The organism is Burkholderia thailandensis E264, assembly GCF_000012365.1.
Taxonomy (GTDB): Bacteria; Pseudomonadota; Gammaproteobacteria; order Burkholderiales; family Burkholderiaceae; genus Burkholderia; species Burkholderia thailandensis.
On the sequence record NC_007650.1, the window covers coordinates 305,585 to 329,849 of the forward strand.

Annotated in this window: 16 protein-coding genes; all 16 read left to right on the forward strand. The window is 70.4% G+C overall.

Features of this window, described 5'->3' with window-relative positions; genetic code table 11:
* Positions 1-13: 13 nt before the first annotated feature.
* The 16 genes from tssJ to BTH_RS01380 all read left to right on the forward strand — a co-directional run bounded on the left by tssJ (position 14) and on the right by BTH_RS01380 (position 24,256).
* Positions 14-532 (forward strand): type VI secretion system lipoprotein TssJ, encoded by a 519-nt coding sequence (gene tssJ, locus BTH_RS01305; RefSeq protein WP_009895004.1) that lies wholly within the window; start codon positions 14-16, stop codon positions 530-532.
* On the forward strand, positions 529-1,935 hold the full coding sequence (tssK, locus tag BTH_RS01310; RefSeq protein WP_009895006.1) for a type VI secretion system baseplate subunit TssK: 1,407 nt from the start codon (positions 529-531) through the stop codon (positions 1,933-1,935). The genes tssJ and tssK overlap by 4 nt, the downstream gene beginning before the upstream one ends.
* 15 nt (positions 1,936-1,950) lie before the next feature.
* Positions 1,951-3,264 carry a DotU family type VI secretion system protein gene (locus tag BTH_RS01315; protein WP_009895008.1) on the forward strand — a complete coding sequence of 438 codons (1,314 nt, stop codon included), beginning with the start codon at positions 1,951-1,953 and terminating at the stop codon, positions 3,262-3,264.
* A gap of 2 nt (positions 3,265-3,266) precedes the next feature.
* Positions 3,267-6,896 carry a type VI secretion system membrane subunit TssM gene (tssM, locus tag BTH_RS01320; protein ID WP_009895010.1) on the forward strand — a complete coding sequence of 1,210 codons (3,630 nt, stop codon included), beginning with the start codon at positions 3,267-3,269 and terminating at the stop codon, positions 6,894-6,896.
* Positions 6,893-7,768, forward strand: coding sequence for a type VI secretion system-associated protein TagF (gene tagF / locus BTH_RS01325; protein ID WP_009895012.1), 876 nt, complete (start codon positions 6,893-6,895; stop codon positions 7,766-7,768). Before tssM ends, tagF begins: the two co-directional genes overlap by 4 nt.
* Before the next feature lie 157 nt (positions 7,769-7,925).
* The gene (locus BTH_RS01330) at positions 7,926-10,559 is read left to right on the forward strand and encodes a serine/threonine protein kinase (protein WP_009895014.1); all 2,634 of its coding nucleotides are present in this window, start codon (positions 7,926-7,928) and stop codon (positions 10,557-10,559) included.
* Between the two features lie 52 nt (positions 10,560-10,611).
* Positions 10,612-11,676: a type VI secretion system protein TssA gene (gene tssA, locus BTH_RS01335; protein ID WP_009895015.1), complete on the forward strand. Its 1,065-nt coding sequence runs from the start codon at positions 10,612-10,614 to the stop codon at positions 11,674-11,676.
* 61 nt (positions 11,677-11,737) lie between these two features.
* Complete coding sequence (gene tssB, locus BTH_RS01340; RefSeq protein ID WP_009895017.1) at positions 11,738-12,319, forward strand: type VI secretion system contractile sheath small subunit; 582 nt, start codon at positions 11,738-11,740, stop codon at positions 12,317-12,319.
* On the forward strand, positions 12,312-13,820 hold the full coding sequence (gene tssC / locus BTH_RS01345) for a type VI secretion system contractile sheath large subunit (protein WP_009895019.1): 1,509 nt from the start codon (positions 12,312-12,314) through the stop codon (positions 13,818-13,820). Before tssB ends, tssC begins: the two co-directional genes overlap by 8 nt.
* A 57-nt stretch (positions 13,821-13,877) precedes the next feature.
* Positions 13,878-14,369: an Hcp family type VI secretion system effector gene (locus BTH_RS01350; protein WP_009895021.1), complete on the forward strand. Its 492-nt coding sequence runs from the start codon at positions 13,878-13,880 to the stop codon at positions 14,367-14,369.
* Positions 14,370-14,387: 18 nt separating this feature from the next.
* A complete protein-coding gene (tssE, locus tag BTH_RS01355) occupies positions 14,388-14,948 on the forward strand; it encodes a type VI secretion system baseplate subunit TssE (protein WP_009895023.1) in 561 nt (186 codons plus the stop codon).
* Between the two features lie 4 nt (positions 14,949-14,952).
* Positions 14,953-16,824, forward strand: coding sequence for a type VI secretion system baseplate subunit TssF (gene tssF / locus BTH_RS01360; protein ID WP_009895028.1), 1,872 nt, complete (start codon positions 14,953-14,955; stop codon positions 16,822-16,824).
* Entirely contained in the window at positions 16,788-18,104 is a 1,317-nt protein-coding gene (tssG, locus tag BTH_RS01365) for a type VI secretion system baseplate subunit TssG (RefSeq protein ID WP_009895030.1), read from the forward strand. Before tssF ends, tssG begins: the two co-directional genes overlap by 37 nt.
* A gap of 12 nt (positions 18,105-18,116) precedes the next feature.
* The gene (gene tssH, locus BTH_RS01370; RefSeq protein ID WP_009895032.1) at positions 18,117-20,774 is read left to right on the forward strand and encodes a type VI secretion system ATPase TssH; all 2,658 of its coding nucleotides are present in this window, start codon (positions 18,117-18,119) and stop codon (positions 20,772-20,774) included.
* Entirely contained in the window at positions 20,771-22,975 is a 2,205-nt protein-coding gene (locus tag BTH_RS01375; RefSeq protein WP_009895034.1) for a type VI secretion system Vgr family protein, read from the forward strand. Before tssH ends, BTH_RS01375 begins: the two co-directional genes overlap by 4 nt.
* A 15-nt stretch (positions 22,976-22,990) precedes the next feature.
* Positions 22,991-24,256: a hypothetical protein gene (locus tag BTH_RS01380; RefSeq protein WP_009895036.1), complete on the forward strand. Its 1,266-nt coding sequence runs from the start codon at positions 22,991-22,993 to the stop codon at positions 24,254-24,256.
* Positions 24,257-24,265 lie beyond the last annotated feature (9 nt).

A 24,265-nucleotide genomic window follows, 5' to 3' on the forward strand; every position in this document is an offset into this window, starting at 1 on the left:
AAAGAGGCGGAAAATGCGACTGCGATTCAGTGGTTCCGTCGCGCTGGGAGGCGCGCTGCTGCTCGCCGGGTGCGGTGCGACCGAGCGTTCCGTTGCGGTGCCGTATTCGATCGCGCTCGACGTCGCGCCCGACGTCAATCCGGACATCAATCGCAAGCCGTCGCCGATCGTGCTGAAGGTGTTCCAGTTGAAGACGGCGTCCGCGTTCGAGAGCGCCGATTTCTTCTCGCTGCAGGACAAGCCGCAGAGCGTGCTCGGCGCGGATCTGCTCGGCGTCGACCGGATCATCCTGCGGCCGGGCGATGCGCGCACGCTGCACTATCGCGGCAACGTCGACGCGGGCGCGATCGGCATCGTCGCCGAATACCGCGTGCTCGAGAAGAACCGCTGGCGGATGACGGTGCCGCTGCCGCGCGCGAAGCAACTGAACCTGTACCGATTCTGGCAAACCTCGCCGAGCGAGATGAAGCTGCAGGTCGCCGTGAAGAACGGCGGCATCGGCCTCGGCGGCGATTCGCGAGTACGTCGATGAACGAGCCGGTATTGTCCGCGACCCCCGCGGCGGCGTTGCGCCAGCGTGTGATCTGGACCGAGGGCATGTTCCTGCGGCCGCAGCATTTCCAGCAGCTCGAGCGGCATTGGGAACGCTACGTCGGCATGCGCTGCCTGCCGTTGCAGGGCTTCTACTGGGGCTACGACGCGCTTCAAATCGACCGCGAGCTGCTCGCGCTCGGCAAGGTCGCGCTGCTCGCCGCGACCGGCGTGATGCGCGACGGCACGCCGTTCGATCTGTCGCATCCGGACGATCGGCCCGAGCCGCTCGACGTGCCCGCCGACGCGAAGGATCAGCTCGTCGTGCTCGCGCTGCCGCTCTGGCGCGGCGGCGCGCAGGAGGTGTCGTTCGGCGGCGAAGGCAACGGAAGCGGCAACGGAAGCGGCAACGGCAACGCGGGCGCGGGTTTCGCGCGCTACGTCGTGCGCGAGCACGAAATCGCCGACGCGAACGAGGTCGCGCTCGGCCCCGCGCTGTTGCAGACCGGTCGCCTGAACGTGCGCCTGATGCTCGAATCCGAATTGACGGGCGACTGGGAGGCGCTCGGCGTCGCGCGGATCGTCGAGCGGCGCACCGATGGGCGGCTGCTCGTCGACGACGGCTACATTCCGCCGCGACTCGTCGCGCAGCGCGATCCGGTGCTGCTGCGTCACACGCGCGAGCTGCACGGGCTGCTCACGCAGCGCAGCGAGGCGCTCGGCGAGCGCCTGTCGGAGCCGGGGCGCGGCGGCGTGTCCGAAGTGGCCGACTTCCTGCTGCTGCAACTCGTCAACCGCTATCTGGCGCTCACGTGGCACGCGCAGCAGGACGTCGCCGCGCATCCGGAGACGCTGTTCCGGGATTGGCTGAAGCTCGCGTGCGATCTGAGCACGTTCACTGCGGCGGGCCGTCGGCCGCAGTCGCTCGCCATCTACCGGCACGACGATCTGCGCGCGAGTTTCGGCGAACTGATGGCGGAGCTGCGCCGCTCGCTGTCGACGGTGCTCGAGCAGAACGCGATCCAGATCGAGCTGCGCGATGCGGGCAACGGGATGAAGGTCGCGACGATCGCCGATCCGGCGCTGCGCGATACCGCGGGCTTCGTGCTCGCGGTGCGCGCCGACGTGCCGGCCGACAGCCTGCGTGCGCGCTTTCCCGCGCAGGCGAAGCTCGGGCCCGTCGAGCGGATTCGCGATCTCGTGCAATTGCAGCTGCCGGGCATCGCGATGCGGCAGTTGCCCGTCGCGCCTCGGCAGATTCCGTATCACGCGGGCCACACGTACTTCGAGATCGACAAGGGCGGCGAGATGTGGAAGCAGCTCGAACGCTCCGGCGGCCTCGCATTTCATTTCGCCGGCGAATTCCCGGGACTCTCGATGGAGTTCTGGGCGATTCGCGGGTGAGGGCGGTATCGCGCGATGAACACTTCTTCCGATTCGTTCTCGGCCGGCACGGGCGGATTCGTGCCGCCGAACCCGGGCGGCGCGTTGCCGGCCGCCGCGCCCGCGTCCGCGGCCGCGTCGCAGCCGCGGCCGGGCCGGTGGGCGGCGAGCGGCACGAATCCGCTCGTCGCGGCCGCGAATCCGCTGCTGAACCTCGTGCCGCAGATTCGCTCGACGGTCCATCATCCGAATCCCGCGTGGCTGCGCGAGCATCTCGTCGTCGAGATCCGCCAGTTCGAGGAGCGCGCGCAGCAGGCGGGCGTCGCGTCCGAGGCGATCATCGGCGCGCGCTACTGCCTGTGCACGGCGCTCGACGAGGCGGCCGCGCTGACGCCGTGGGGCGGCAGCGTGTGGTCGTCGCACAGTCTGCTCGTGTCGTTCCACAACGAGACGTGGGGCGGCGAGAAGTTCTTCCATCTGCTGGAGCGGCTGTCGCAGCAGCCGCGCCAGCATCTCGACCTGCTCGAGCTGCTGTACTTCTGCCTCGCGCTCGGCTTCGAGGGGCGCTATCGCGTGCTCGACAACGGCCGCACGCAGCTCGACGCGGTGCGCCGCCAGCTCGCGCAGACGATCCGCTCGGTGCGCGGCGAGTTCGATCCGGCGCTCTCGCCGCATTGGCGCGACGTCGTCACGCGCGACGTCACGCGGCGCTTCACGGTGCCGCTGTGGGTGTGCGTCGCGCTCGCGCTGCTCGTGGGCTTCGGCGTGTTCGCGGGGCTGCGCATCGCGCTCGCCGGGCATTCGGACCGGCTGTTCGCATCGATCGACGCGCTGCACGTGCCGAAGCTGGAGCCGGCGCAGCCCGCGCCGCGTCCGGCGCCCGCGCCGCGCGTCGCGAAGTTCCTCGAGCCGGAGATCGCCGCGGGGCTCGTGAGCGTGCGCGACGAAGCCGACCGCAGCGTGATCGTGCTGCGCGGCGACGGCCTGTTCGGGTCCGGCTCGACCTCGGTGATCGATCGCTACATGCCGGTGCTCACGCGCATCGCCGACGCGCTGAACCAGGTGCCGGGCAGCGTGCGCGTGAGCGGCTACACCGACGACACGCCGGTGCACACCGCGCGCTTCGCGTCGAACTGGGACTTGTCGCGCGAGCGCGCGGAGGCGGTCCGCGGCCTGATCGCCGCGCGGCTCGACCGTCCGGACCGGATCACGGCCGAAGGGCGCGGCACGCTCGATCCGGTCGCGCCGAACGATTCGCCGGCGAACCGCGCGCGCAACCGGCGCGTCGAGATCACGCTGATGCTCGCGCCCGGCGGCGACGCCGCGCGCGCGGCGAAGGAGGCGCCCTGAGCATGAGCCACGCTGTCGCACGCATCGTTCGCCCGCTGCCGTCGCGGGAAATCTGGACGTTCGCCGGCCTCGTCGGGCTGGCGTGCTTCGTCTGGCTCGCCGGGCCGCTGTTCGCGTTCGCCGAGTTCCACCCGTTCGAGAGCGGCTGGGCGCGCGCGCTGACGATCGCCGCGCTGTTCGTCGCGTGGGGCGCGCGGATCGCGTGGCGCAACTGGCGCGCGGGCCAGCTGAACGCGCAGTTGCTGAACCAGTTGCGCGAAGCGTCGCCGCGGCCGGCCGCGCCGGGCGACCCCGCGCGCGCGCAGCTCGACGAGCTGCGCAGCCGCTTCGACGAAGCGTCGACGCTCCTGAAGAAAGTTCGCTTCGGCGCCGCCGACGGCGCGCGCAAGGGCCTGCCTCAATGGCTCGAACGGATGTCGCGCCAGTATCTGTACCAACTGCCGTGGTACGTGTTCATCGGCGCGCCCGGCTCGGGCAAGACGACGGCGCTCGTCAACTCGGGGCTCAGCTTTCCGCTCGCCGAGCAGTTCGGGCGCGCGGCGATTCGCGGCGTCGGCGGCACGCGGCACTGCGACTGGTGGTTCACGAACGACGCGGTGCTGATCGACACCGCGGGCCGCTATACGACGCATGAGAGCAATCGCGCGCTCGACGAGGCCGAATGGAACGGCTTCGTCGATCTGCTGAAGAAGTACCGCGCGCGCCAGCCGCTGAACGGCGCGATGCTGACGATCAGCGTCGCCGATTTGCTCGGCGCGTCCGAGGCGGAGCGCACGCAGCACGCGATGGTGCTGCGCAAGCGCCTGCTCGAGCTGCGCTCGCAGCTCGGCATTCGCTTTCCGGTGTACCTGCTCGTGACGAAGGCGGACCTGCTCGCCGGCTTCGCCGAATACTTCGGCGGCTTCGGCCGCGCGGAGTGCGCGCAGGTGTGGGGCTTCACGTTCCCGCTCGCCGAGAGCGAGGCGCCCGGCTTCGACTTGCGCGCGGCGTTCGATCGCGAATATCGGCTGCTGCACAAACGGCTGAACGACGGGCTGCCCGAGCTGCTCGCGTCGCAGACCGATGCGCACCAGCGCGAGATGAGCTACCTGCTGCCGCAGCAGATCGCCGATCTGCAGGACATGCTCGGCCAGTTCGTCGCCGAGGTGTTCTCGGTGTCGAGCTTCGAGCCGATGCCGATGCTGCGCGGCGTGTACCTGACGAGCGGCACGCAGGAAGGCACCGCGTTCGACCGCGTGATGAGCGGGATCAAGCGCTTCCTGAAGATCGAGGGCGTGCCGCCCGCCGCGCAGACGGGCTCGACCGGCCGCAGCTTCTTCCTGAAATCGCTGCTGCAGGACCACATCTTCCGCGAGGCGGCGCTCGCCGGCAGCAATCTGCGCTGGCATCGGCGGCAGCGCGTGCTGCAGATCGTCGGCTACGCGGCGATCGTGCTGCTGTGCGTCGCGGTGCTGTTCGCGTGGCTGCGCAGCTACTCGCGCAATCGCGGCTACCTCGACCAGGTCGCCGCGCGCGTGCCGGCCGTCGACGCGCAGATCAGCCGCGCGAAGTTCACGGGCGCGGCCGACGTCGTCCAGCTGCTGCCCGTGCTCGACGAGCTGAGCGGGCTGCCGAGCGCGGGCGGCGTCGATTTGCGGCATCCGCCGCTTGCGTATCGCTGGGGCCTCTTTCAGGGCGAGAAGATCGAGGAGGCGAGCGACGCCGTGTACCGCCGCGCGCTCGACGACGTGCTGCTGCCGATCGCCGCGAGCCGCATGGAGCAGGCGCTGCGCGAAGCGCGGCCCGACGAGGTCGAGTACGCGTACGCGGCGCTCAAGGCGTACCTGATGCTCTACGACGGCGCGCATTACGATCCCGCGTTCGTGCAGGCTGTCGTCGATCTCGAGATGGAGCGCTCGCTGCCCGCCGATTTCTCGTCCGCGCAGCGCAGCGCGCTGCGCTCGCATCTCGGCGCGCTGTTCGGCAATCGCGTCGCGGTGTCGCCGTTCCCGATGAACGAACGGCTCGTGGCCGACGTGCGCGAGCGGCTGCGGCAGGTGCCGTTCTCGCAGCGGCTGTACCGGCAGCTCGCGCGCACGCTGCGCCCGAGCACCGCGACGTACGACTTCAGCGTCGCGCGCGCGGTCGGGCCGGACGCGTCGCTCGTGTTCCGCCGGCAGAGCGGCAAGAGCCTCGCCGATGGCGTGCCGGGCCTCTACACGCGCGACGGCTACCGCAACGTGTTCGCGCCGCGGCTGCCCGGCGCGATCGATGCGTACGGGCGCGAGGAGGTGTGGGTGCTGAATCTCGGCGCGTCCGAGACCCCGAATCCGGCCGATGCGGCCGCCTGGGCGCGCGACATCCGGCAGCTCTATCTGAACGACTACATCAAGAACTGGGACGACTATCTGGCCGACATCCGGCTGCAGCACACGTCGACGCTCGCGCAGAGCATCCAGGTCGCGCGCACGCTGTCGTCGGCCGATTCGCCGCTCACGCGGCTGATGGTCGCGCTCGCGCGCGTCACGCCGCTCGGCGATGCGCCCGGCGGCGCGCGCAACCTCGCGTCGCGCGCGCAGGACAAGGTCGACGAGGCGCGCAATTCGCTTGCGCAGATCTTCGCCGGCCAGCCGGGCGCGGACGCGGGCGCGGCGGCCGCCTCGCCCGCGAGCCCCGAGCAGATCGTCGACAGCCACTTCGCGGGGCTGCGCGCGTTCGCGCCGGGCGGCGGCGATCAGGCGGCGTCGTTCGACGCGGTGCTCAAGGCGATCGACGCGCTGTACACGTATTTGACCGCGACCGACGACGCGCTGCGCGGCGGCGCGACGCCGCCGCCGTCGGACGCGCCCGCGCGGCTGCGCGCGCAGGCGGGCCGGCTGCCGACGCCGTTTCGCGAGGTGCTCGACGATCTGTCGAACGTCGCGAACGGCAGCGTCGCGAGCGTCGAGCAGCGCAACGTCGCGCAGCGCGCGGGCGCGAACGTCGGCGATTTCTGCCGGCAGGCGATCGCCGGGCGCTATCCGTTCGCGCGCGGCGCGTCGCGCGACGTCGCGCCGTCCGACTTCGCGCAGATGTTCGCGGCGGGCGGCCTGATGGACGACTTCTTCCAGAAGAACCTGCAGACGCTCGTCGACACGACCACGCACCCGTGGCGCTTCAACAACCGCAACGCCGAAGCCGACCCGGCGGCGGCCGCGATGCTCGGCTCGTTCGAGAAGGCCGCGGTGATCCGCGACGTCTATTTCGGAGGCGGCGCGCGGACCGCGCAGATCAAGGTCGAGATCGTACCGCTCGAAATGGACCCGTCGATCTCGGAGATGGTGCTCGACGTCGACGGCCAGATCGTCCGCTACGCGCACGGCCCGCAGGTGCCGACGGCGGTGCAGTGGCCCGGCCCGCGCGGCAGCGATCAGGTGCGGCTGCAGGTGACCGAGCAGTCGGGCGCGACGGGCGGCTTCACGACCGAGGGGCCGTGGGCGCTGCACCGGCTGTTCGATCGCGCGGGCGTGTCGGGCGGGCGCGGGCCCGAGCAGATGGTCGCGAGATTCGCGGTGGACGGCAAGCCGATCGTGCTGCAGGTGACGGCGAGCAGCGTGCGCAACCCGTTCCGGCTGCCGCAGATGGAGTCCTTTACATGCCCTCCGAAGCAATGAGCACGATGCCGACGACGCTTGCCTGCGACGGCGAGCCGCCCGCCTGGTACGGAAAGATTCCGGGCGCGGGCGATTTCGTCAACCACCGGCTGTCGCACGAGCTCGCCGGCTGGTGGGAGCGCTGGCTTCAACAAGGGATGGCCGCGATGCGCCAGCGCGGCGGCGACGAGCTCGCGCGCTACTACACGGTCGCGCCGGTGTGGAACTTCCTGATTCCGGCGGGCGCGGGCGCGCAGTGCGTGCAGCCCGGCTGCCTCGCGCCGAGTTGCGACCGCGTCGGCCGCTACTACCCGGTGATCGCGACGCTGCCGATGCGCACCGCCGATTACTGGAGCGCGCTGCCCGACGTCGCCGACGCGTTCTACTGGCAGGTCGGCAGCGCGCTGCTCGATGCGATCCGGCATGCGCGCGCGCCGGTGCAACTCGAGCAGGCGCTCGCGAAGGTGCGGCTCGTGCGGGGCGCGGACGCACGATCGGCGGCGTTCGGCGGCGCGGGCGGCGAGCGTGGCGAGCTTGGCGAAAGCGGTTGGCGCGGTGAGCGCGTTGCGGCCCGCGAAAGCGGCGAAGGCGGCTGCATCGGCGGCGCGGGCGACATCGACGGCGCCGGCGAAAGCGGCAAGAGCGGTGCAAGCGACGAGCGCGGTGAAAGCGGCGGCGAAGCGCGAAGCGGCCCGTTCGCTCGGCCGAGGCCGAGCCCGCCCGCGACGCCTGCCTGGCCGGGGCTTTCGCAGTATTTCGATCCGTACGGCGCGACGAGCTTCTGGTGGACCAATCGCGCCGACGGATCGCCGCTGCGCACGCACGCGCACACCGGCGCGCCGGATAGCCGCCTGTTCCTGCGGCTGTTCGGCGGCGTTCAGCACGGCGTGTAGCGGACGCGCGCATCGCACGCGTGCGACGCACGCACGCGTGCGATGCGCTTGTAACGGCAATCGAAGGAGCGGCGCGGCTTCGCGCGCCGACACGCGACGGACCGGCGCGCGAAGCCGGCGCGATCCGGCCGCGATGCGCGGAATCACGAGGTGGCACATGACGGACCCATTTTCGAGAGACAACGAGCAGGAGACCGTGCCCCGCAGCGCCGCCGCCGAATTCGCGGTGCGGCCGCTGCCGCTCGGCCATCGTCTCGGCGAATTGCAACTGGACGAGGTGCTCGGCGTCGGCGGCTTCGGGATCGTCTATCGCGCGTTCGACCGCACGCTGCGGCGCGCGGTCGCGATCAAGGAATACATGCCGTCGATGCTCGCGACGCGCGGCGGCGACTATACGGTGTCGCTGCGCTCGGTGCGCTTCGCGCAAGCGTTCGACGCGGGCCGCAGCGCGTTCCTCAACGAGGCGCGGCTGCTCGCGCAGTTCGACCATCCGGGGCTCGTCAAGGTCCTGCATTTCTGGGAGAGCCACGGCACCGCGTACATGGTGATGCCGTTCTACGAAGGGCGCACGCTCAAGCAACTGCTCGACGGCGGCGCGCAGATGGGCGAGACGCAGTTGCGCCACATCGTCGCCGCGCTGCTCGGCGCGCTCGACACGCTGCACCGCGCGCAGTGCTTTCATCGCGACATCGCGCTCGACAACATCCTGATCCGGCCCGACGGCAATCCGATCCTGCTCGACTTCGGCGCGGCGCGCAAACGGATCGGCGATCTCGTCGACGACAGCGCGATGATGATCAAGCCGGGCTATGCGCCGATCGAGCAGTACACCGACGATCCGGCGTTCGGCCAGGGGCCGTGGACCGATCTGTACGCGCTCGGCGCGGTGCTGCACGCGATGGTCACGGGCGAGCTGCCGCCCGCGGCGGTCGTGCGCAGCATCCAGGACACCTACCGGCCGCTCGCGACGCGCGAGCTGAGCGCGCGCGAGCCGTACAGCCCGGCGTTTCTCGCGGCGATCGATCACGCGCTGCGATTGAAGATCGCCGACCGGCCGGAGTCGGTGGCGGAATTCGCGGCGGAGCTCGGGCTGCGCGAGCTCGACCGGGCGCCTTATGCCGCGCCGATGCCGGCGGGCTCGGCGCAAGCGCAGCCGCAGCCGCAGCCGCAACCGCAACCGCAGCCGCAGCCGCAACCGCAGCCGCAGCCGCAGCCGCAGCCGCAGCCGCAGCCGCAGCCGCGATCGAGCGAGCCGGAGGGCGATCGGGGCGCGGGGGCGGCGAGGAACGGCGAGCCTCAGGCGGCAGCCGGCTCGCCGGATGCGCATCGACGCGACGACGCGGACGTGGGCGCAGCCGCGAATGCGGATGCGACGCGCTTCGACGGCGGAGGCGAGCGCGCGGGGCCGTCGCGACAGACGTCGCGCCAGCCCGCTTCGCATCGGCGTGAAGACCCGGTTTCGGCCGCCGCCGGACGGGCCGGCGAAGATTCGGGCGCATCGGCTGTGCCGCATCGGCGGGACGATGACGAACGGGGCGAACCGACGATGTCGGCGCAGGGCGGCGCGCAACGAGCGCAAACGCCGTCGCATCGGCAAGCGAGCGCGCGCGACGCGAGCGCTGTTCGACCGGATGCGGAAGCGGCGGCGTCATCGTCGCGGCCACGGCCGTCCGATGATCGCGATGCCGAGCCCCTGCAACCGCGCGCCGATCATGCGCCATCGCCATCGCCATCGCCATCGCCCTCGCCATCGCCATCGCCATCGCCATCGCCCTCGTCATCGTCATCGTCATCGTCGCGAGACGGCCGTGTGCCGCCGCCCGGGGCCGGCGATCGGCATGTGTCCGATGCGCCGGGCGCACGCGCGGCGGCCGGTGTGAGCGCGGCTTCGGCTGCGGGAACGGCAGACGCGGCCGGCGCCGGCGTATCGAAGGCGTTCGCGTCGTCCGGCGCGTCGGCCGCCTCAGTTGCTTCGGCCGCCTCCGCAGCGTCGCGCCCCGCCGCGCATGCCGCGCGGCTCGGCCACGTGCGCATGCGGCTGCGCGACCGGCGAACGATCGCGTATGCGGGTGGCGCGCTCGCGGTGTCGCTCGCGATCGGCATCGGCGTCGCGTATCTCGTGAAGCCGTCCGGCCGTACCGAGACAACGGCGGCGGATGCGCTCGCGCCGCCGTCGCCCGCCGCGACGCCTGCACCCATGCCCGGCGGCGCGTCCGCAACCGCCGCGCTCGCGCAGCGCGGCGAGCCGCAGCCCGCGCTCGCGCCGCCTCCCGCCCCCGCCGACATGACCGCGCACGAGCCCGAACCGACCGTCGCGACGACGGTCGCCGGCGCGAGCGCCGCGCCGGCGTTGCCGAGCCCGCGGCCGGCTTCGCCGCAGATCGCGAACAACGACGCGGGCGCGGTGTCCGCGCACGGCGCGCCGGCATCGAACCTCGCGCCGAAGGGCAGCCTCGACGCGACGGAGACGGTCATCGCGAATCCGTCGGCAAGCGGCGGCGCGCCGCCCGTGTCGCCATCCGTCGCCGAGGAGGCCGCCGCCGCGGCCGCGGCGGACCAGCGGCCGCCGGACATGCAGGAGACGGTTCCCGTGCGCTTCCACGTGCGCCCGTGGGGCGACGTGTACGTGAGCGGCGTGAAGCGCGGCGCGAGTCCGCCGCTGCGGACGCTGTCGCTCGCGCCGGGCGTCTACCAGATCGAGATCCGCAACGGCGCGCTGCCGCCGCTGCGGCGCACGGTGAAGATCGATCCGGGCAGCAAGCCGGTGAGCATCGACTATGCGTTCGAATGACGCCGACGCGCCGGCGCGCGCCGCCGGCGCCGGTCCATCCACGGGAAGGCCCATGCAGAGTTCAGACCTGATCGAATCGTTGCTCGCCGGCGTCGCGCTCGACGCGCCGTGCGGCGCGAATCTCGAATACGAGCAGGATTTCCTGCGGCTGCAGGAAAGCGCGACGCCGCGGCCCGAGCAGCAGTACGGCGACACCGTGATCCCGGCCGAGGCGCCGGACTGGGGCGCGGTCGAGCGTCTCGCGCTCGAGCTGACGGCGCGCACGAAGGATCTGCGCGTGGCCGCGCATCTCGCGCGCAGTTGGACCGAGCTGCGCGGCATTCCCGGTTATGCGGACGGGTTGAAGCTCGTCGCGGGGATGCTGGGCCGGTGGTGGGACGACGTGCATCCGCGCCTGGACGCCGACGGCGACCGCGACCCCGCGCCGCGCGCGAACGCGCTCGCCGAAATCGCGGGCGCGCACGGCTGCGCGCGCGCCGCGCGCCGGCAGGCGCTCTTCGACGGCGGGCCGAGCGTGCGCGACGCCGAGCGCGTGTTCGACGGCCGCGACGGCGGCGAGCACGGCTATCCGGGCGGCCGCGAGCGGCTGATCGCCGATCTGGTTCGCGCGCGCGACGGCGGGCAGCCGGCGTTGCAGGCGGCGCTCGCCGCGCTCGACGCGCTCGATGCGATTCGCGCGCGCGTCGCCTCGGCGCTCGGCGGCGAATGGGCGCCGGACACGAGCGACTTCGAGAAGGCGCTGCGCCGGATCGTGCGCGACGGGCTGCCGCCGCCCGTGGCCGCGACCGAGACCGATGCGCGGGCGGGCGCGGCGAACGGCGCGGCGAACGCGGCGCATGGCGGTGCCGCGAACGGCGCGGCTTCGGGCGGCACGCCGGCTTTCGCCGCGAACGGCCGCGCGTGGCGCGACGCCGAGGTGACGAGCCGCGACGATGTGCAGTTCGGCCTCGAAAAGATGTGCCGCTACTTCGAGCTGCACGAGCCGAGCCATCCCGCGCCGATCCTGCTGCGCCGCGCGCAGCGGCTGCTGTCGCTCGACTTTTACGAAATCATCCGGGATCTCGCGCCGGAGAGCCTGCCGAAGCTCGACTTGCTGAGCGGCCAGCGCAGCGAATGATGCGGGGCGCCGCCGCGGGCGGCGGACATGATCGACGCAACCTGATGCGAAGGAGCAGACGATGACGAGCAAGTACAAGGCTTCGGCCAGCGGACAGAAATTCATTGCGCGCAACCGCGCGCCGCGCGTGCAGATCGAGTACGACGTCGAGACTTACGGCGCCGAGCGCCGCGTCCAACTGCCGTTCGTGATGGGCGTGATCGCCGATCTCGCGGGCAAGCGGGCCGAGCCGCTGCCGGACCTGCCGGAGCGCAAGTTCCTCGAAGTCGACGTCGACAACTTCGACGAGCGGATGAAGTCGATCGCGCCGCGCGTCGCGTTCCAGGTGCCGAACACGCTGTCGGGCGACGGGATGCTGAGCGTCGACATGACGTTCGAGAGCATCGACGATTTCTCGCCCGCCGCGATCGCGCGCAACGTCGATGCGCTGCGGCGCCTGCTGGAGGCGCGCACCGAGCTGTCGAACCTGCTGTCGTACATGGACGGCAAGCACGGCGCCGAGCAGTTGATCGAAAACGCGATCAACGATCCGGAACTGCTGAAGACCCTCGTGCGGCAGCCGCTCGCGGCGAGCGCCGACGGCGGCGCGCCGGCCGTCGCCGATACCGGCACCGCGGACGATTCGGAGATTCGCCATGAATGAACACGCTCAAACCCGGGCCGACACGCGCGCGGCCGCGCAGCCCGCCGTCGCGCGCGACGAGTTCGCCGCGCTGCTGCAGAAGGAGTTCAAGCCGAAGACGGCGGAGGCGCGCGAATCGGTCGAGCGCGCGGTGCGCACGCTCGCGCAGCAGGCGCTCGAGCACACGGCAGGCATGACGACCGACGCGTACGGCAGCGTGAAGCAGATCATCGCCGAGATCGACCGCAAGCTCTCCGAGCAGATCAACCTGATCCTGCATCACCAGGAGTTCCAGACGCTCGAAGGCGCGTGGCGCGGGCTGCATTACCTCGTCACGAACACCGAGACCGACGAGTTGCTGAAGATCAAGGCGCTGCCCGCGTCGCGCAACGAGCTCGCGCGCACGCTCAAGCGCTACAAGGGCGTTGCATGGGATCAGAGCCCGCTGTTTCGCAAGGTCTACGAAGAGGAGTACGGCCAGTTCGGCGGCGAGCCGTTCGGCTGCCTCGTCGGCGATTTTTACTTCAACCACAGCCCGCCCGACGTCGAGATGCTCGGCGAGCTGTCGAAGATCGCGGCCGCCGCGCACGCACCGTTCATCGCGGGCGCGTCGCCCGAGCTGATGCAGATGGATTCGTGGCAGGAACTGGCCAATCCGCGCGACCTCACGAAGATCTTCCAGAACACCGAATACGCGGCGTGGCGCAGCCTGCGCCAGTCCGAGGATTCGCGCTACGTCGGGCTCGCGATGCCGCGCTTTCTCGCCCGGCTGCCGTATGGCGCGCGCACGAACCCCGTCGACGAATTCGACTTCGAGGAAGACACCGACGCCGCGAGCCACGACCGCTATACGTGGGCGAATTCCGCGTACGCGATGGCGGCGAACATCAACCGCTCGTTCAAGCTGTACGGCTGGTGCTCGTCGATCCGCGGCGTCGAATCGGGCGGCGCGGTCGAGGGGCTGCCGTGCCACACGTTCCCGACCGACGACGGCGGCGTCGACCAGAAGTGCCCGACCGAGATCGCGATCAGCGACCGCCGCGAGGCCGAGCTCGCGAAGAACGGATTCATGCCGTTCGTTCATCGAAAGAATTCGGATTTCGCGGCGTTCATCGGCGCGCAGTCGCTGTATCAGCCCGCCGAGTATCACGATCCCGACGCGACCGCGAACGCGCGGCTCTCCGGCCGCCTGCCGTACCTGTTCGCATGCTGCCGCTTCGCGCATTACCTGAAGTGCATCGTGCGCGACAAGATCGGCTCGTTTCGCGAGCGCGACGACATGGAGCGCTGGCTCAACGACTGGATCATGAACTACGTCGACGGCGATCCGGCGAACTCGTCGCAGGAGACGAAGGCGCGCAAGCCGCTCGCGGCCGCGCAGGTTGTCGTCGAGGAGATCGACGACAACCCCGGCTATTACGCGTCGAAATTCTTCCTGCGGCCGCATTACCAACTGGAAGGGCTCACCGTGTCGCTGCGGCTCATCTCGAAGCTGCCGTCGGCGAAGGCGGCGAGCGAATGAGCGTCAAACGATTGAGATTGAACTGACATCCCGCAATCAACCACAACGGAGACAACGATGGGCGTGGCAATGTTTATGAAAGTGGACGGCGTCACCGGCGAATCGGCCGACGCGCAGCACAAGGGCTGGACCGACATCCAGTCGTTCTCGTGGGGCGCGAGCCAGCCGGGCGCGATGGCGAGCGGCAGCGGCGGCAACGCGGGCAAGGCGAGCTTCAACGATCTCGTCGTCGCCGCATACATGGACAAGGGCGCGACGGCGATCATCAAGAACTGCGCGAACGGCAAGCATTTGTCGTCCGTCGAGATCTCGGCGTGCAAGACGGGCGGCTCGCAGATCGAGTTCATGCGCGTGACGCTGCAGGAAGTGCTCGTCACGTCCGCGCAGATCGCGGGCGTCGATCCGGGCGACGCGGCCGACCGGCTGATGATGCAGTACGGCTTCCAGGCCGCGAAGGTCAAGAAGCAGTACTGGCAGCAGAACGACAACGGCGGCAAGGGCGCCGAGGTGTCGGTCGGCTGGAACATCAAGGAAAACACCGAGATGTGACGGCGCCGGGCGCGGATCATGAACGACGACACGCGAGCCCGGGGCGGCCGTGAGGGCGGCCTGCGCGCCGCGCGCGACCGGCTGCAGCCCGCGCTGCTCGACCGGCTGACCGACGACGAGCGCGCACGGTGCACCGAGCCGCCCGACGCGCAGGCGATCGGCGGCGAGCGCCTGCGCGCGGCGGTGCTGCGCGACCTCGCGTGGCTGCTCAACACGCGCAACGGCGAGGACGGCTTCGTCGACTGGGCGGCGTTCGCGCACGCGCAGGCGTCGGTGCTCAACTACGGGATGCGGCCGCTCGTCGGCAAGCCGATGTCGGGCGTCGAGCGGATGTCGGTCGAGGCGTCGATTCGCGATGCGATCGTGCGCTTCGAGCCGCGCATCGCGCCCGACAGCGTCGAGGTGCGCAGCGTGCTCGACGCGCCGGGCGGCGCGGCGGGCGAGCGCCGGCACAACGTGCTGATGTTCGAGATCAAGGGCACGCTGTGGTCGGTTCCGCATCCGGTCGAGTTCGTGCTGCGCTCGGCTCTCGATCTGGAGACGGGGGCGATGGCGCTGCAACCGGCGGCGGGGGGCTGACGCGATGGACACGCGCCTGCTCGACTACTACAACCGCGAGCTCGCGTACCTGCGCGAGTTGGGCGGCGAGTTCGCGCAGCAGTTTCCGAAAGTGGCCGCGCGCCTGCGGATGCACGAATCGGGGCCGCCCGATCCGTACGTCGAGCGGCTGCTTGAAGGCTTCAGCTTCCTCACCGCGCGCGTGCAGCTGAAGATGGATGCGGAGTTTCCGCGCTTCACGCAGGCGCTGCTCGACGCCGTTTATCCGGGCTACGTCGCGCCGGTTCCGTCGATGGCGATCATGCAGTTCACGCCGATGATGAACGAAGGCAGTCTCGCGCAAGGCTACCGGCTGCCGGCCGGCACCGCGCTGCGCGCGCGGCCGGCCGCGTCCGAGCAGACCGCGTGCGAGTTTCGCACCGCGCACGATTTGACGCTGTGGCCGCTGGAACTCACGGCCGCGTCGGTGACGGGCGCGCCCGCGTACCTGCCGCGCTCGGCGACGGCCGCGCGGCGCGACGTGCGCGGCGCGCTGCGCATCCGCCTGAAGGCGTGCGGCGGCGCGAGCCTCGCGAAACTGCCGATCGAGCGCCTGATGTTCCATCTCGCCGGACCCGAGCGCGACGCGCTGCATCTGCTCGAACTGATCGCCGGGCATACGATCGGCGTCGTGTGCCACGACGCGGCGCAGCCGCCGCGCTGGCTGCACGCGCTCGGCGCGGACGCGCTCGCCCATCAGGGCTTCGACGCCGCCCAGGCGCTGCTGCCAGACGACGGCCGCAGCTTCCAAGGCTATCGCCTGCTGCGCGAGTATTTCGCGTTTCCCGCGCGCTTCCTGTTCTTCAGCATCGAGGGATTGCGGCCCGCGCTCGCGCGCGCGACGGGCGACACGTTCGAGCTGACGCTGCTGCTCGACCGGCACGACGCGGCGCTCGAGAACAGCGTCGATGCGCGGCACGTCGCGTTGAACTGCACGCCGGCCGTCAATCTGTTCGCGCGTCGCGGAGACCGCATTCCGGTCCATCCGGGCGCGCGCGAGCATCATGTCGTCGTCGATCGCAGCCGGCCGCTCGACTACGAGGTCTATGCGGTGCGGCGGCTCGCGGGCGAGCCGCGCGACGACGCCCAGGCGCGCGAGTTCCGGCCGTTCCACGCGTCGTTCGCGGGCGACGACGGCAATTACGGCGCGTACTACACGGTGCGCCGCGAGCCGCGGCTCGTATCCGCGCGCGCGCGCGCGAACGGCACGCGCACGGGCTACGTCGGCAGCGAGACGTTCGTGTCGCTCGTCGACAGCGAGTGCGCGCCGTACGACGAATCGATCCGCTATCTGTCCGCCGACACGCTGTGCACGAATCGCGATCTCGTGCTGCTGCTGCCGGCGGGCGACGCGAACGCGTTCACGCTGCGCGTGTCGGCGCCCGTCGAGCGGATCGCCGCGATTCGCGGGCCGTCGCGGCCGCGCGCGCCGATCGCCGATGCGCAGACCGCGTGGCGGCTCGTGAGCCACCTCGGGCTCGCGCGCCAAACGCTGACCGACGTCGACGACGAAGAAGGCGCGCGCGTGCTGCGCGAACTGCTCGGCCTGCATGCGGACCCGGCCGACGCGGCGATGCGCCGGCAGATCGACGGCGTGCATCGCGTCGCGTTCACGCCGGTGTTTCGCAGGCTGCCCGCAGCCGGGCCGCTGATGTTCGGGCGCGGCGTGCAGGTGGATGTGACCGTCGACGATCATGCGTTTTCCGGCGACAGCCCGTATCTGCTCGGCGCGGTGCTCGAGCAGTTTTTCGCGCGGCACGTGTCGATCAACTCGTTCGCCGAATGCGTGCTGAGCAGCGCGCAGCGCGGCAGGCTCGCGCAATGGCCGGCGCGCGTCGGCAGGCGGCCCGCGATATGACGGCGCAACCGAAGCCGAATCCGGAGCCCGCCGGCGCGGACGCGGGCTCGCACGCGAACTCGAAAGCGGGCCGGCGCGCGGGCGCGGCTTCGAATGCGGAGCCGGGCGCGATGCCGAATGCGGATTGGGACGCGGCCGCGGATGCGACGCCGAACGCAACGCCAAGCGCGACGACGCAGGCCGATGCCGCGCGCCGCGACGCATGGTGGCGCCGCCTGCGCGCCGCGCCGCACGGCTACGACCTGTTCCACGCGCTGCGCTGGCTCGACGCGCTGTCGCCGGAGCACGCGCCGTCCGGCTACGCGTCGCGGCCGCGCGACGAGCCGGTGCGCTTCGGCCAGGCGCCGTCGCTCGCGTTCGCGGCGGCGATGCTCGCCGACGTGCGCGACGAGGCCCCGAGGCCGCGCGTGGCGATTCACGGCTTCGGGCTGTTCGGGCCGAACGGGCCGCTGCCGTCGCATCTGACCGAGTATGCGTACGAGCGCGCGGCGCAGCATGACGATCCGACCTTCGCCGCGTTCGCCGACCTGTTTCATCATCGGCTGATCCTGCTGTTCTATCGCGCATGGGCCGACGCGCAGCCGACCGTCAGTCTCGACCGGCCGGCGCGCGCGCGGTTCGATCGCTACGTGGCCAGCCTGATCGGGCCGTGCGATGCGCGTTCATGCGATGCGCCGCGCGGTGCTAACGCGATCGCGCCGCACGCGAAGTATCACCAGGCGGGCCATCTGGTGCGGCACACGCGCAACCCGGAGGGGCTCGTGCAGATCCTGCAGCGCTATTTCGGCGTGCGGGCGCGCATCGTCGAGCACGTGCCGCGGTGGGTGATGCTCGATCGCGCGCAGCGCTGCGCGATCCGCGCGACGCGGCCGACACAGCCGCTCGGCGGCGCCGTGCTCGGCCGTGCGGTGCGCGACGCGCAATCGCGCTTTCGGATCGTGCTCGGCCCGCTGACGCTCGACGAGTACCGGCGGTTCCTGCCGGGCGGCGCGCACGCGCAGCAGCTCGCGCAATGGGTGCGCGAATACGTCGGCATCGAATTCGACTGGGACGTGCAGCTCGAGCTCGCGCGCGGCGAAGTGCCGGCGCTCGCGCTCGGCAGCCGCGACGGACTCGGCCGCACCGCGTGGCTCGGCGAGCGGCTCGATCCCGGCCCCGCGCGCGACCTCGTGCTCGGCTACGACGGGCGCGCGCGCGGCGGCGCGGGCGTTGCGCGAGCCCGATCGACCGCGGCCGATCAGGCGGCCGCCGCCGATGCGTTTGATCGTCAACCTGCCTGAACGGGAATCGCCATGTCCGATATCGGCCGAGTGACCTTGTTCGGAAAGCTGAACGCTTTTCTCTACGAGACATTGGAGCAGGCGACGGGCTTCTGCCGGCTGCGCGGCAATCCGTACGTCGAGCTCGCGCACTGGCTGAACCAGATGCTCCAGCGCCCGGACAGCGACGTGCACCGGGTCCTGCGCCGCTTCGACATCGAAGCGGCCGCGATCGATCGCGGGATCGTCTCGGCGCTCGACCGGTTGCCGCGCGGCGCGGGCTCCGTGTCCGATCTGTCCGCGCACATCGACGACGCGGTCGAGCGCGCGTGGGTCTACGCGACGCTCAAATACGACGCGACGCAGATCCGCGGCGCGGTGCTGCTGCTCGCGATCGTGAAGACGGCGCAACTGCGCAACGTGCTGTATGCGATCGCGCGCGACTTCGAGCGGATCGTGCCGGACGTGTTCGCCGACGAACTCGAGCGGATCGTCGAAGGCTCGCCGGAAGCGCCGCCGCCGGCGGCGCGCGCATCGGCGGGCGCGGGGGGCGGCGCATCGCCCGCCGCGCGGGAAGGCTCGGCGCTCGCGCGCTACGCGGTCGATCTGACCGCGCGGGCGCGCGCGGGTGAGATCGATCCGGTGGTGGGCCGCGACGGCGAGATTCGTCAGATCGTCGACATCCTGCTGCGCCGCCGGCAGAACAATCCGCTGCTCGTCGGCGAGGCGGGCGTCGGCAAGACCGCGGTCGCAGAAGGCTTCGCGCTGCGCATCGTCGCGGGCGACGTGCCGCCGCCGCTGCGCGACGTCGAACTGTATCTGCTCGACATCGGCCTGCTGCAAGCGGGCGCGAGCGTGAAGGGCGAATTCGAGAGCCGCCTGCGCGGCGTGATCGACGAGGCGACATCGAGCGAGCGGCCCGTCATTCTGTTCGTCGACGAGGTGCATACGCTCGTCGGCGCGGGCGGCGCGGCGGGCACGGGCGACGCGGCGAACCTCTTGAAGCCCGCGCTCGCGCGCGGCCTGCTGCGCACGATCGGCGCGACGACGTGGTCCGAGTACAAGCAGTACATCGAGAAGGACCCGGCGCTCACGCGGCGCTTCCAGCTCGTGCAGGTGCGCGAGCCGGAGGAGGGCGCGGCGCTGACGATGCTGCGCGGACTCGCCGCGAAGCTGGAGGCGCACCACCGCGTGCTCGTGCTCGACGATGCGTTGCAGGCGGCCGTCACGCTGTCGCATCGCTACATTCCGGCGCGGCAATTGCCCGACAAGGCGATCAGCCTGCTCGACACCGCGTGCGCGCGCGTCGCGGTCAGCCAGCACGCGGTGCCCGCGCCGATCGAGGATGCGCGGCGGCGGATCGACAGCCTGCGCGTCGAGCGCGAACTGATCGCGCGCGAGTGCGCGCTCGGCGCGGGCGATGCGCCGCGGCTCGATGCGATCGATGCGTCGATCGCGAGCGAACAGGCCGCGCTCGATGCGCTCGACGCGCGCTGGCAGGCGGAGCGCGACGCGCTCGGCCAGATCGTCGACTGGCGGGCCTCGCTGCTGGCCGACGATCCTTCGCGCGCGCTCGATGAGACGGCGCGCGCGGACGTGCAGGCGAAGCTCTCGGCTGCGCTGCGCGCGCTCGCCGAGTTGCAGGGCGAGACGCCGCTCGTGCTGCCCGCGGTCGACACGCACGCGGTGGCCGCCGTCGTGTCCGACTGGACCGGCATCCCGCTCGGCCGGATGGTGCGTGACGAGATGCAATCGGTGCTGAAGCTCGCCGACACGCTCGCCGAGCGTGTGGTCGGCCAGCGGCACGCGGTCGAGCTGATCGCCGAGCGCATCCAGACCGCGCGCGCGCGGCTCGACGATCCGGCCAAGCCGCACGGCGTGTTCCTGCTGTGCGGGCCGTCCGGCGTCGGCAAGACCGAGACGGCGCTCGCGCTCGCCGAGACGCTGTACGGCGGCGAGCACAACGCGATCACGATCAACATGAGCGAGTTCCAGGAGGCGCATACCGTATCGACGCTCAAGGGCGCGCCGCCCGGCTACGTCGGCTACGGACAGGGCGGCGTGCTGACCGAGGCGGTGCGGCGGCGGCCGTACAGCGTCGTGCTGCTCGACGAAATCGAGAAGGCGCACCGCGACGTGCACGAGATCTTCTTTCAGGTGTTCGACAAGGGCTGGATGGAAGACGGCGAAGGGCGCTACATCGACTTTCGCAACACGGTGATCCTCCTCACGTCGAACGTCGGTTCCGAGCGCGTGATGCAGCTGTGCCGCGACCCGCAGCGCCTGCCCGATGCGCAGACCTTGACCGATGCGCTGCGCGCGCCGCTGCGCGAAGTGTTCCCCGCCGCGTTGTTGGGACGCCTGAGCGTCGTGCCGTACTACCCGCTCACCGACGAGATGCTCGCGCGGATCGTCGCGTTGCAGCTCGCGCGCATCGAGCGCCGAATCGAATCGCACCACGGCATCGCGCTGCGCTGCGAGGATTCGGCGACCGCGCTGATCGTCGAGCGCTGCCGGACGATCGAATCCGGCGGCCGGATGGTCGACGCGATTCTCACGCACACGGTGCTGCCGCGCATCAGCCAGGAGATCCTGCGCGCGACGATCGAGGGGCGCGCGCTGCGGGCGATCGACGTGAGCGCCGAAGACGGCCAGTTCGTTTATCGATTCGAAGAGGAGGGTGCGACGTGACCCGTGTGTTCACACTCGACAGCCTGCACGGCGACGACCTGAAGTTCCATCGCCTCTACGGCGAGGAAGCGCTCGGGCGGATGTTCGACTTCCGGATCGAAGCGCTCGCCGACAATCACAGCCTGTCGCTGAAGGAACTGCTCGGCAAGCCGGTGACGGTGCGCATCCGGCAGCAGGACGAATCGGAGCGCCATCTGAACGGGATCGTCGCGCGCGCCGCGCTGGTCGGGCGGCGCGCGCAGCGGCATTACGGCTATCAACTGATCGTGCGGCCGTGGCTGTGGCTCGCGACGCGCCGCTCCGATTGCCGGATCTTCCAGAACAAGACGGTGCCGGAGATCGTGCAGGACGTGCTCGTCACGTACGGCTTTCCGATCGAAAACCATCTGACCGACACGTACGCGCCGCGCGACTACTGCGTGCAGTACAACGAGACCGACGCGGCGTTCGTGTCGCGGCTGATGGAGTTCGAAGGGATCTACTACTACTTCAAGCACGCCGCGCAAACGCACACGCTGATGCTGTGCGACGCGATGGCGTCGCACGTCGCGCTGCCGGGCTACGAGCACATTCCGTTCATTGCGCGCGACCGCACCGCGATCGCCGACGAAGAGCACATCGACAGCTGGCTGCCCGCGCAGGAAGTGAGCATCGGCAAGCACGAGACGAGCGACTACGACTACACGAAGCCGCGCGCGGATCTGTCCGCGCAGAAGATCGATCCGCGCGGCCACGACCATGACGGCTTCGCGTCGTTCGAATGGCCCGGCGGCTATCGCGACGATGAACCGGGCGCGCATTACAGCCGCGTGCGGCTCGAAGAGCAGCAAGCGGAGCACGAACGCGCGCTCGCGCGCACCGACGTGCGCGGCATCGCACCCGGCTATCTGTTCACGCTCGAACACTGCCCGCGCGCCGACCAGAACCGCGAATACCTGATCGTGCGCTGCCAGTATCGGTTTCAGGAGAACGCGTACGCGACCGACAGCGGAAACGAAGCGGTCGTGCACGAATCGCAGGTGCTCGTGCAGCCTTCGAGCCTGCCGTATCGCTCGCCGCGCGCAACGCCGCGGCCGCGCACGAACGGCCCGCAGACGGCGACCGTCGTCGGCCCGGTGGGAGAAGAAATCTGGACGGACCAGTACGGGCGCGTGAAGCTGCAATTTCGCTGGGACCGCTACGGGCAGAGCGACCAGAACTCATCGTGCTGGGTGCGCGTGTCGAGCCCGTGGGCGGGCGGCGGCTTCGGCGGCGTGCAGATCCCGCGCATCGGCGATGAAGTGGTGGTCGATTTTCTGAATGGCGATCCGGATCAGCCGATCGTGACGGGGCGCGTGTACAACGGCGAGAAGATGCCGCCTTGGGGGTTGCCCGGCAGCGCGACGCAAAGCGGGCTGCTGTCGCGCTCGTCGCCGGGCGGCACGACCGAGCATTCGAACGCGTTTCGCTTCGAGGACAAGAAGGGCGCGGAGCAACTGTGGATGCACGCGGAACGCAACTTCGACGCGGAAACCGAGCAGGACCACACGCTGTCGGTGGGCCACGATCACTCGCATTCGGTCGGCAACAACGAGACGATGAGCGTCGCGAACGACCGGCAGCGGAGCGTCGGGCAGAACGAGACGGTGAACATCGGGAAACATCGCGTCGCGCAGATCGGCGGGAACGAGACGCATGGCGTCGCGGGCAATCGCACGCGGCAGGTCGGACAGAACGAGGCCGTGACGATCGGCGCGAATCGCGAGGCGACGATCGGCGGCAATCACGTGGAGACGGTCGCGAAAGACAAGACCGAAACGATCGGGCAGGGCAAGACGCTGAACGTCACCCAGCACTACCAGACGAATTCGAAAAGCATGAAGACCGCCGTCGTCCAACATCACGCCGAGGAGATCGGCTCGCGAACGTCGACGATCAAGAACGCGCACGTGCTCAATGTCGGTGATTCGCAATCGGTGAACGTTGGCGCAAGCCATACGATGAGTGTGAGGAACAACGTGCATGTCGGCGCTGGCGATGAAATCGCACTCGTTTGCGGCCACGCGAGCATCACGCTGAAGAAGGACGGCACGATCTTGATCAACGGCGTCACGGTGGAATCGAGCGCCAGCGGAAGCCATAGCGTGCGCGGCAAGACGGTGACGTCGTCGGCGACGGGCGAGCACACGGTGGAAGGCACGATACTGAAACTGAACCCCTGACGGGGCGCGAGGATCATGCAGAACTGGCAACCCACGAATCCCGTGGAGCGCAGGTTCATGGATGCGCACACGGATTGGCAACGCTTCGCGAAAGATCGGGCCGCGAGGCTGATGATCTGGCAGACGAACGAAGCCGACGCGCAGCTCGTGCAGCTCTATTTCCAGACGCAGGAGGAGATGTCGAGCGCGGTGCGCGTCATGCGTTCGGAATTCGTCGACGGCGCGCATTACGCGCCGGCGCTGACGGACGAGCTCATCCGGTTTTACGACAGCCGGCGCGAGGCGTCGAACGCGCACGGGCTGCGTGCGGATTGGCAACCGCCGCGCGATGACGGCGGACATTCGGTTCTGCGCTTCCTGAGCGTCGCCGACAGCTTGATGCGGCACCATCCGGACATCTTCCCGGCAATGGTGTTCGCATTGCAACCCGCGCAGGTTCGTGACGACCCGGCGCTCGCGCGCTGGCTCGGCGAATGGCTCCACGTCATCGAAGCATCGCCGAGGCTCGGTGCGCGCGTGCGATTCGTGTTGCCGCGCATCGACGCCGAACCGTTCAAGCCGTTGCAACAGCAACATTCCGGCACCGTGCACATCGTGAAGGGGCGTTACACGATGGCGAGCGTGCCGCGCGAACTGCTCGCGGAATCCGGCGAACGCGGGCCGAACGGCGAGTTCAGGCGATTGTTCGTCGAGCTGAGCGAGACGATCGGCGATGGCGATCCGGCGCGGCTCGAACAATTGCGCGCAGCGGCGTTGCAGATCGCCGAGCGCGAGCAGTGGTTCGATCAATGCGTGGTGGTGCACCTGATAGCGGGTGCCGCGTATCTGAAATGGCGCGATCACGAGCATGCACTCGATGCGTATCGGCGGGCGACGGAGAACGGTGAGCGTGTGGCCGGCGCGGGGCATCCGGCGGGACACAAGCTCGTCGCGAACGGCTTGTTCGGCGAGGCGAGCGTGCATCTGACGCACAAGGCGTTCGCGCCGGCTGCGTACTGCTACGAGCGCGCGGCCGCGTCGATGGCGGCCGCGCGGGACGCGCTGATGACCGTCGAGGCGTGGCGGATGAGCGCGGTGTGCTGGGAGAAGGCGGGCGAGCGCGAGCATGCGTTGGAAGCGGGCTTCAACGCGCTCGACGCGGGGCTGTTGATCGACGAGTCGATGCGACTCAACAGCAACTTGCGGCTCGTCGTCGAATGGATGGTCAAACAGGTCGGCGCGTTCGACCGGCGGCGCAGCGAGCTGAGCGACAAGGTCGCGGCGCTGCGCGGCGGGCGCTGAGCGCGAGCG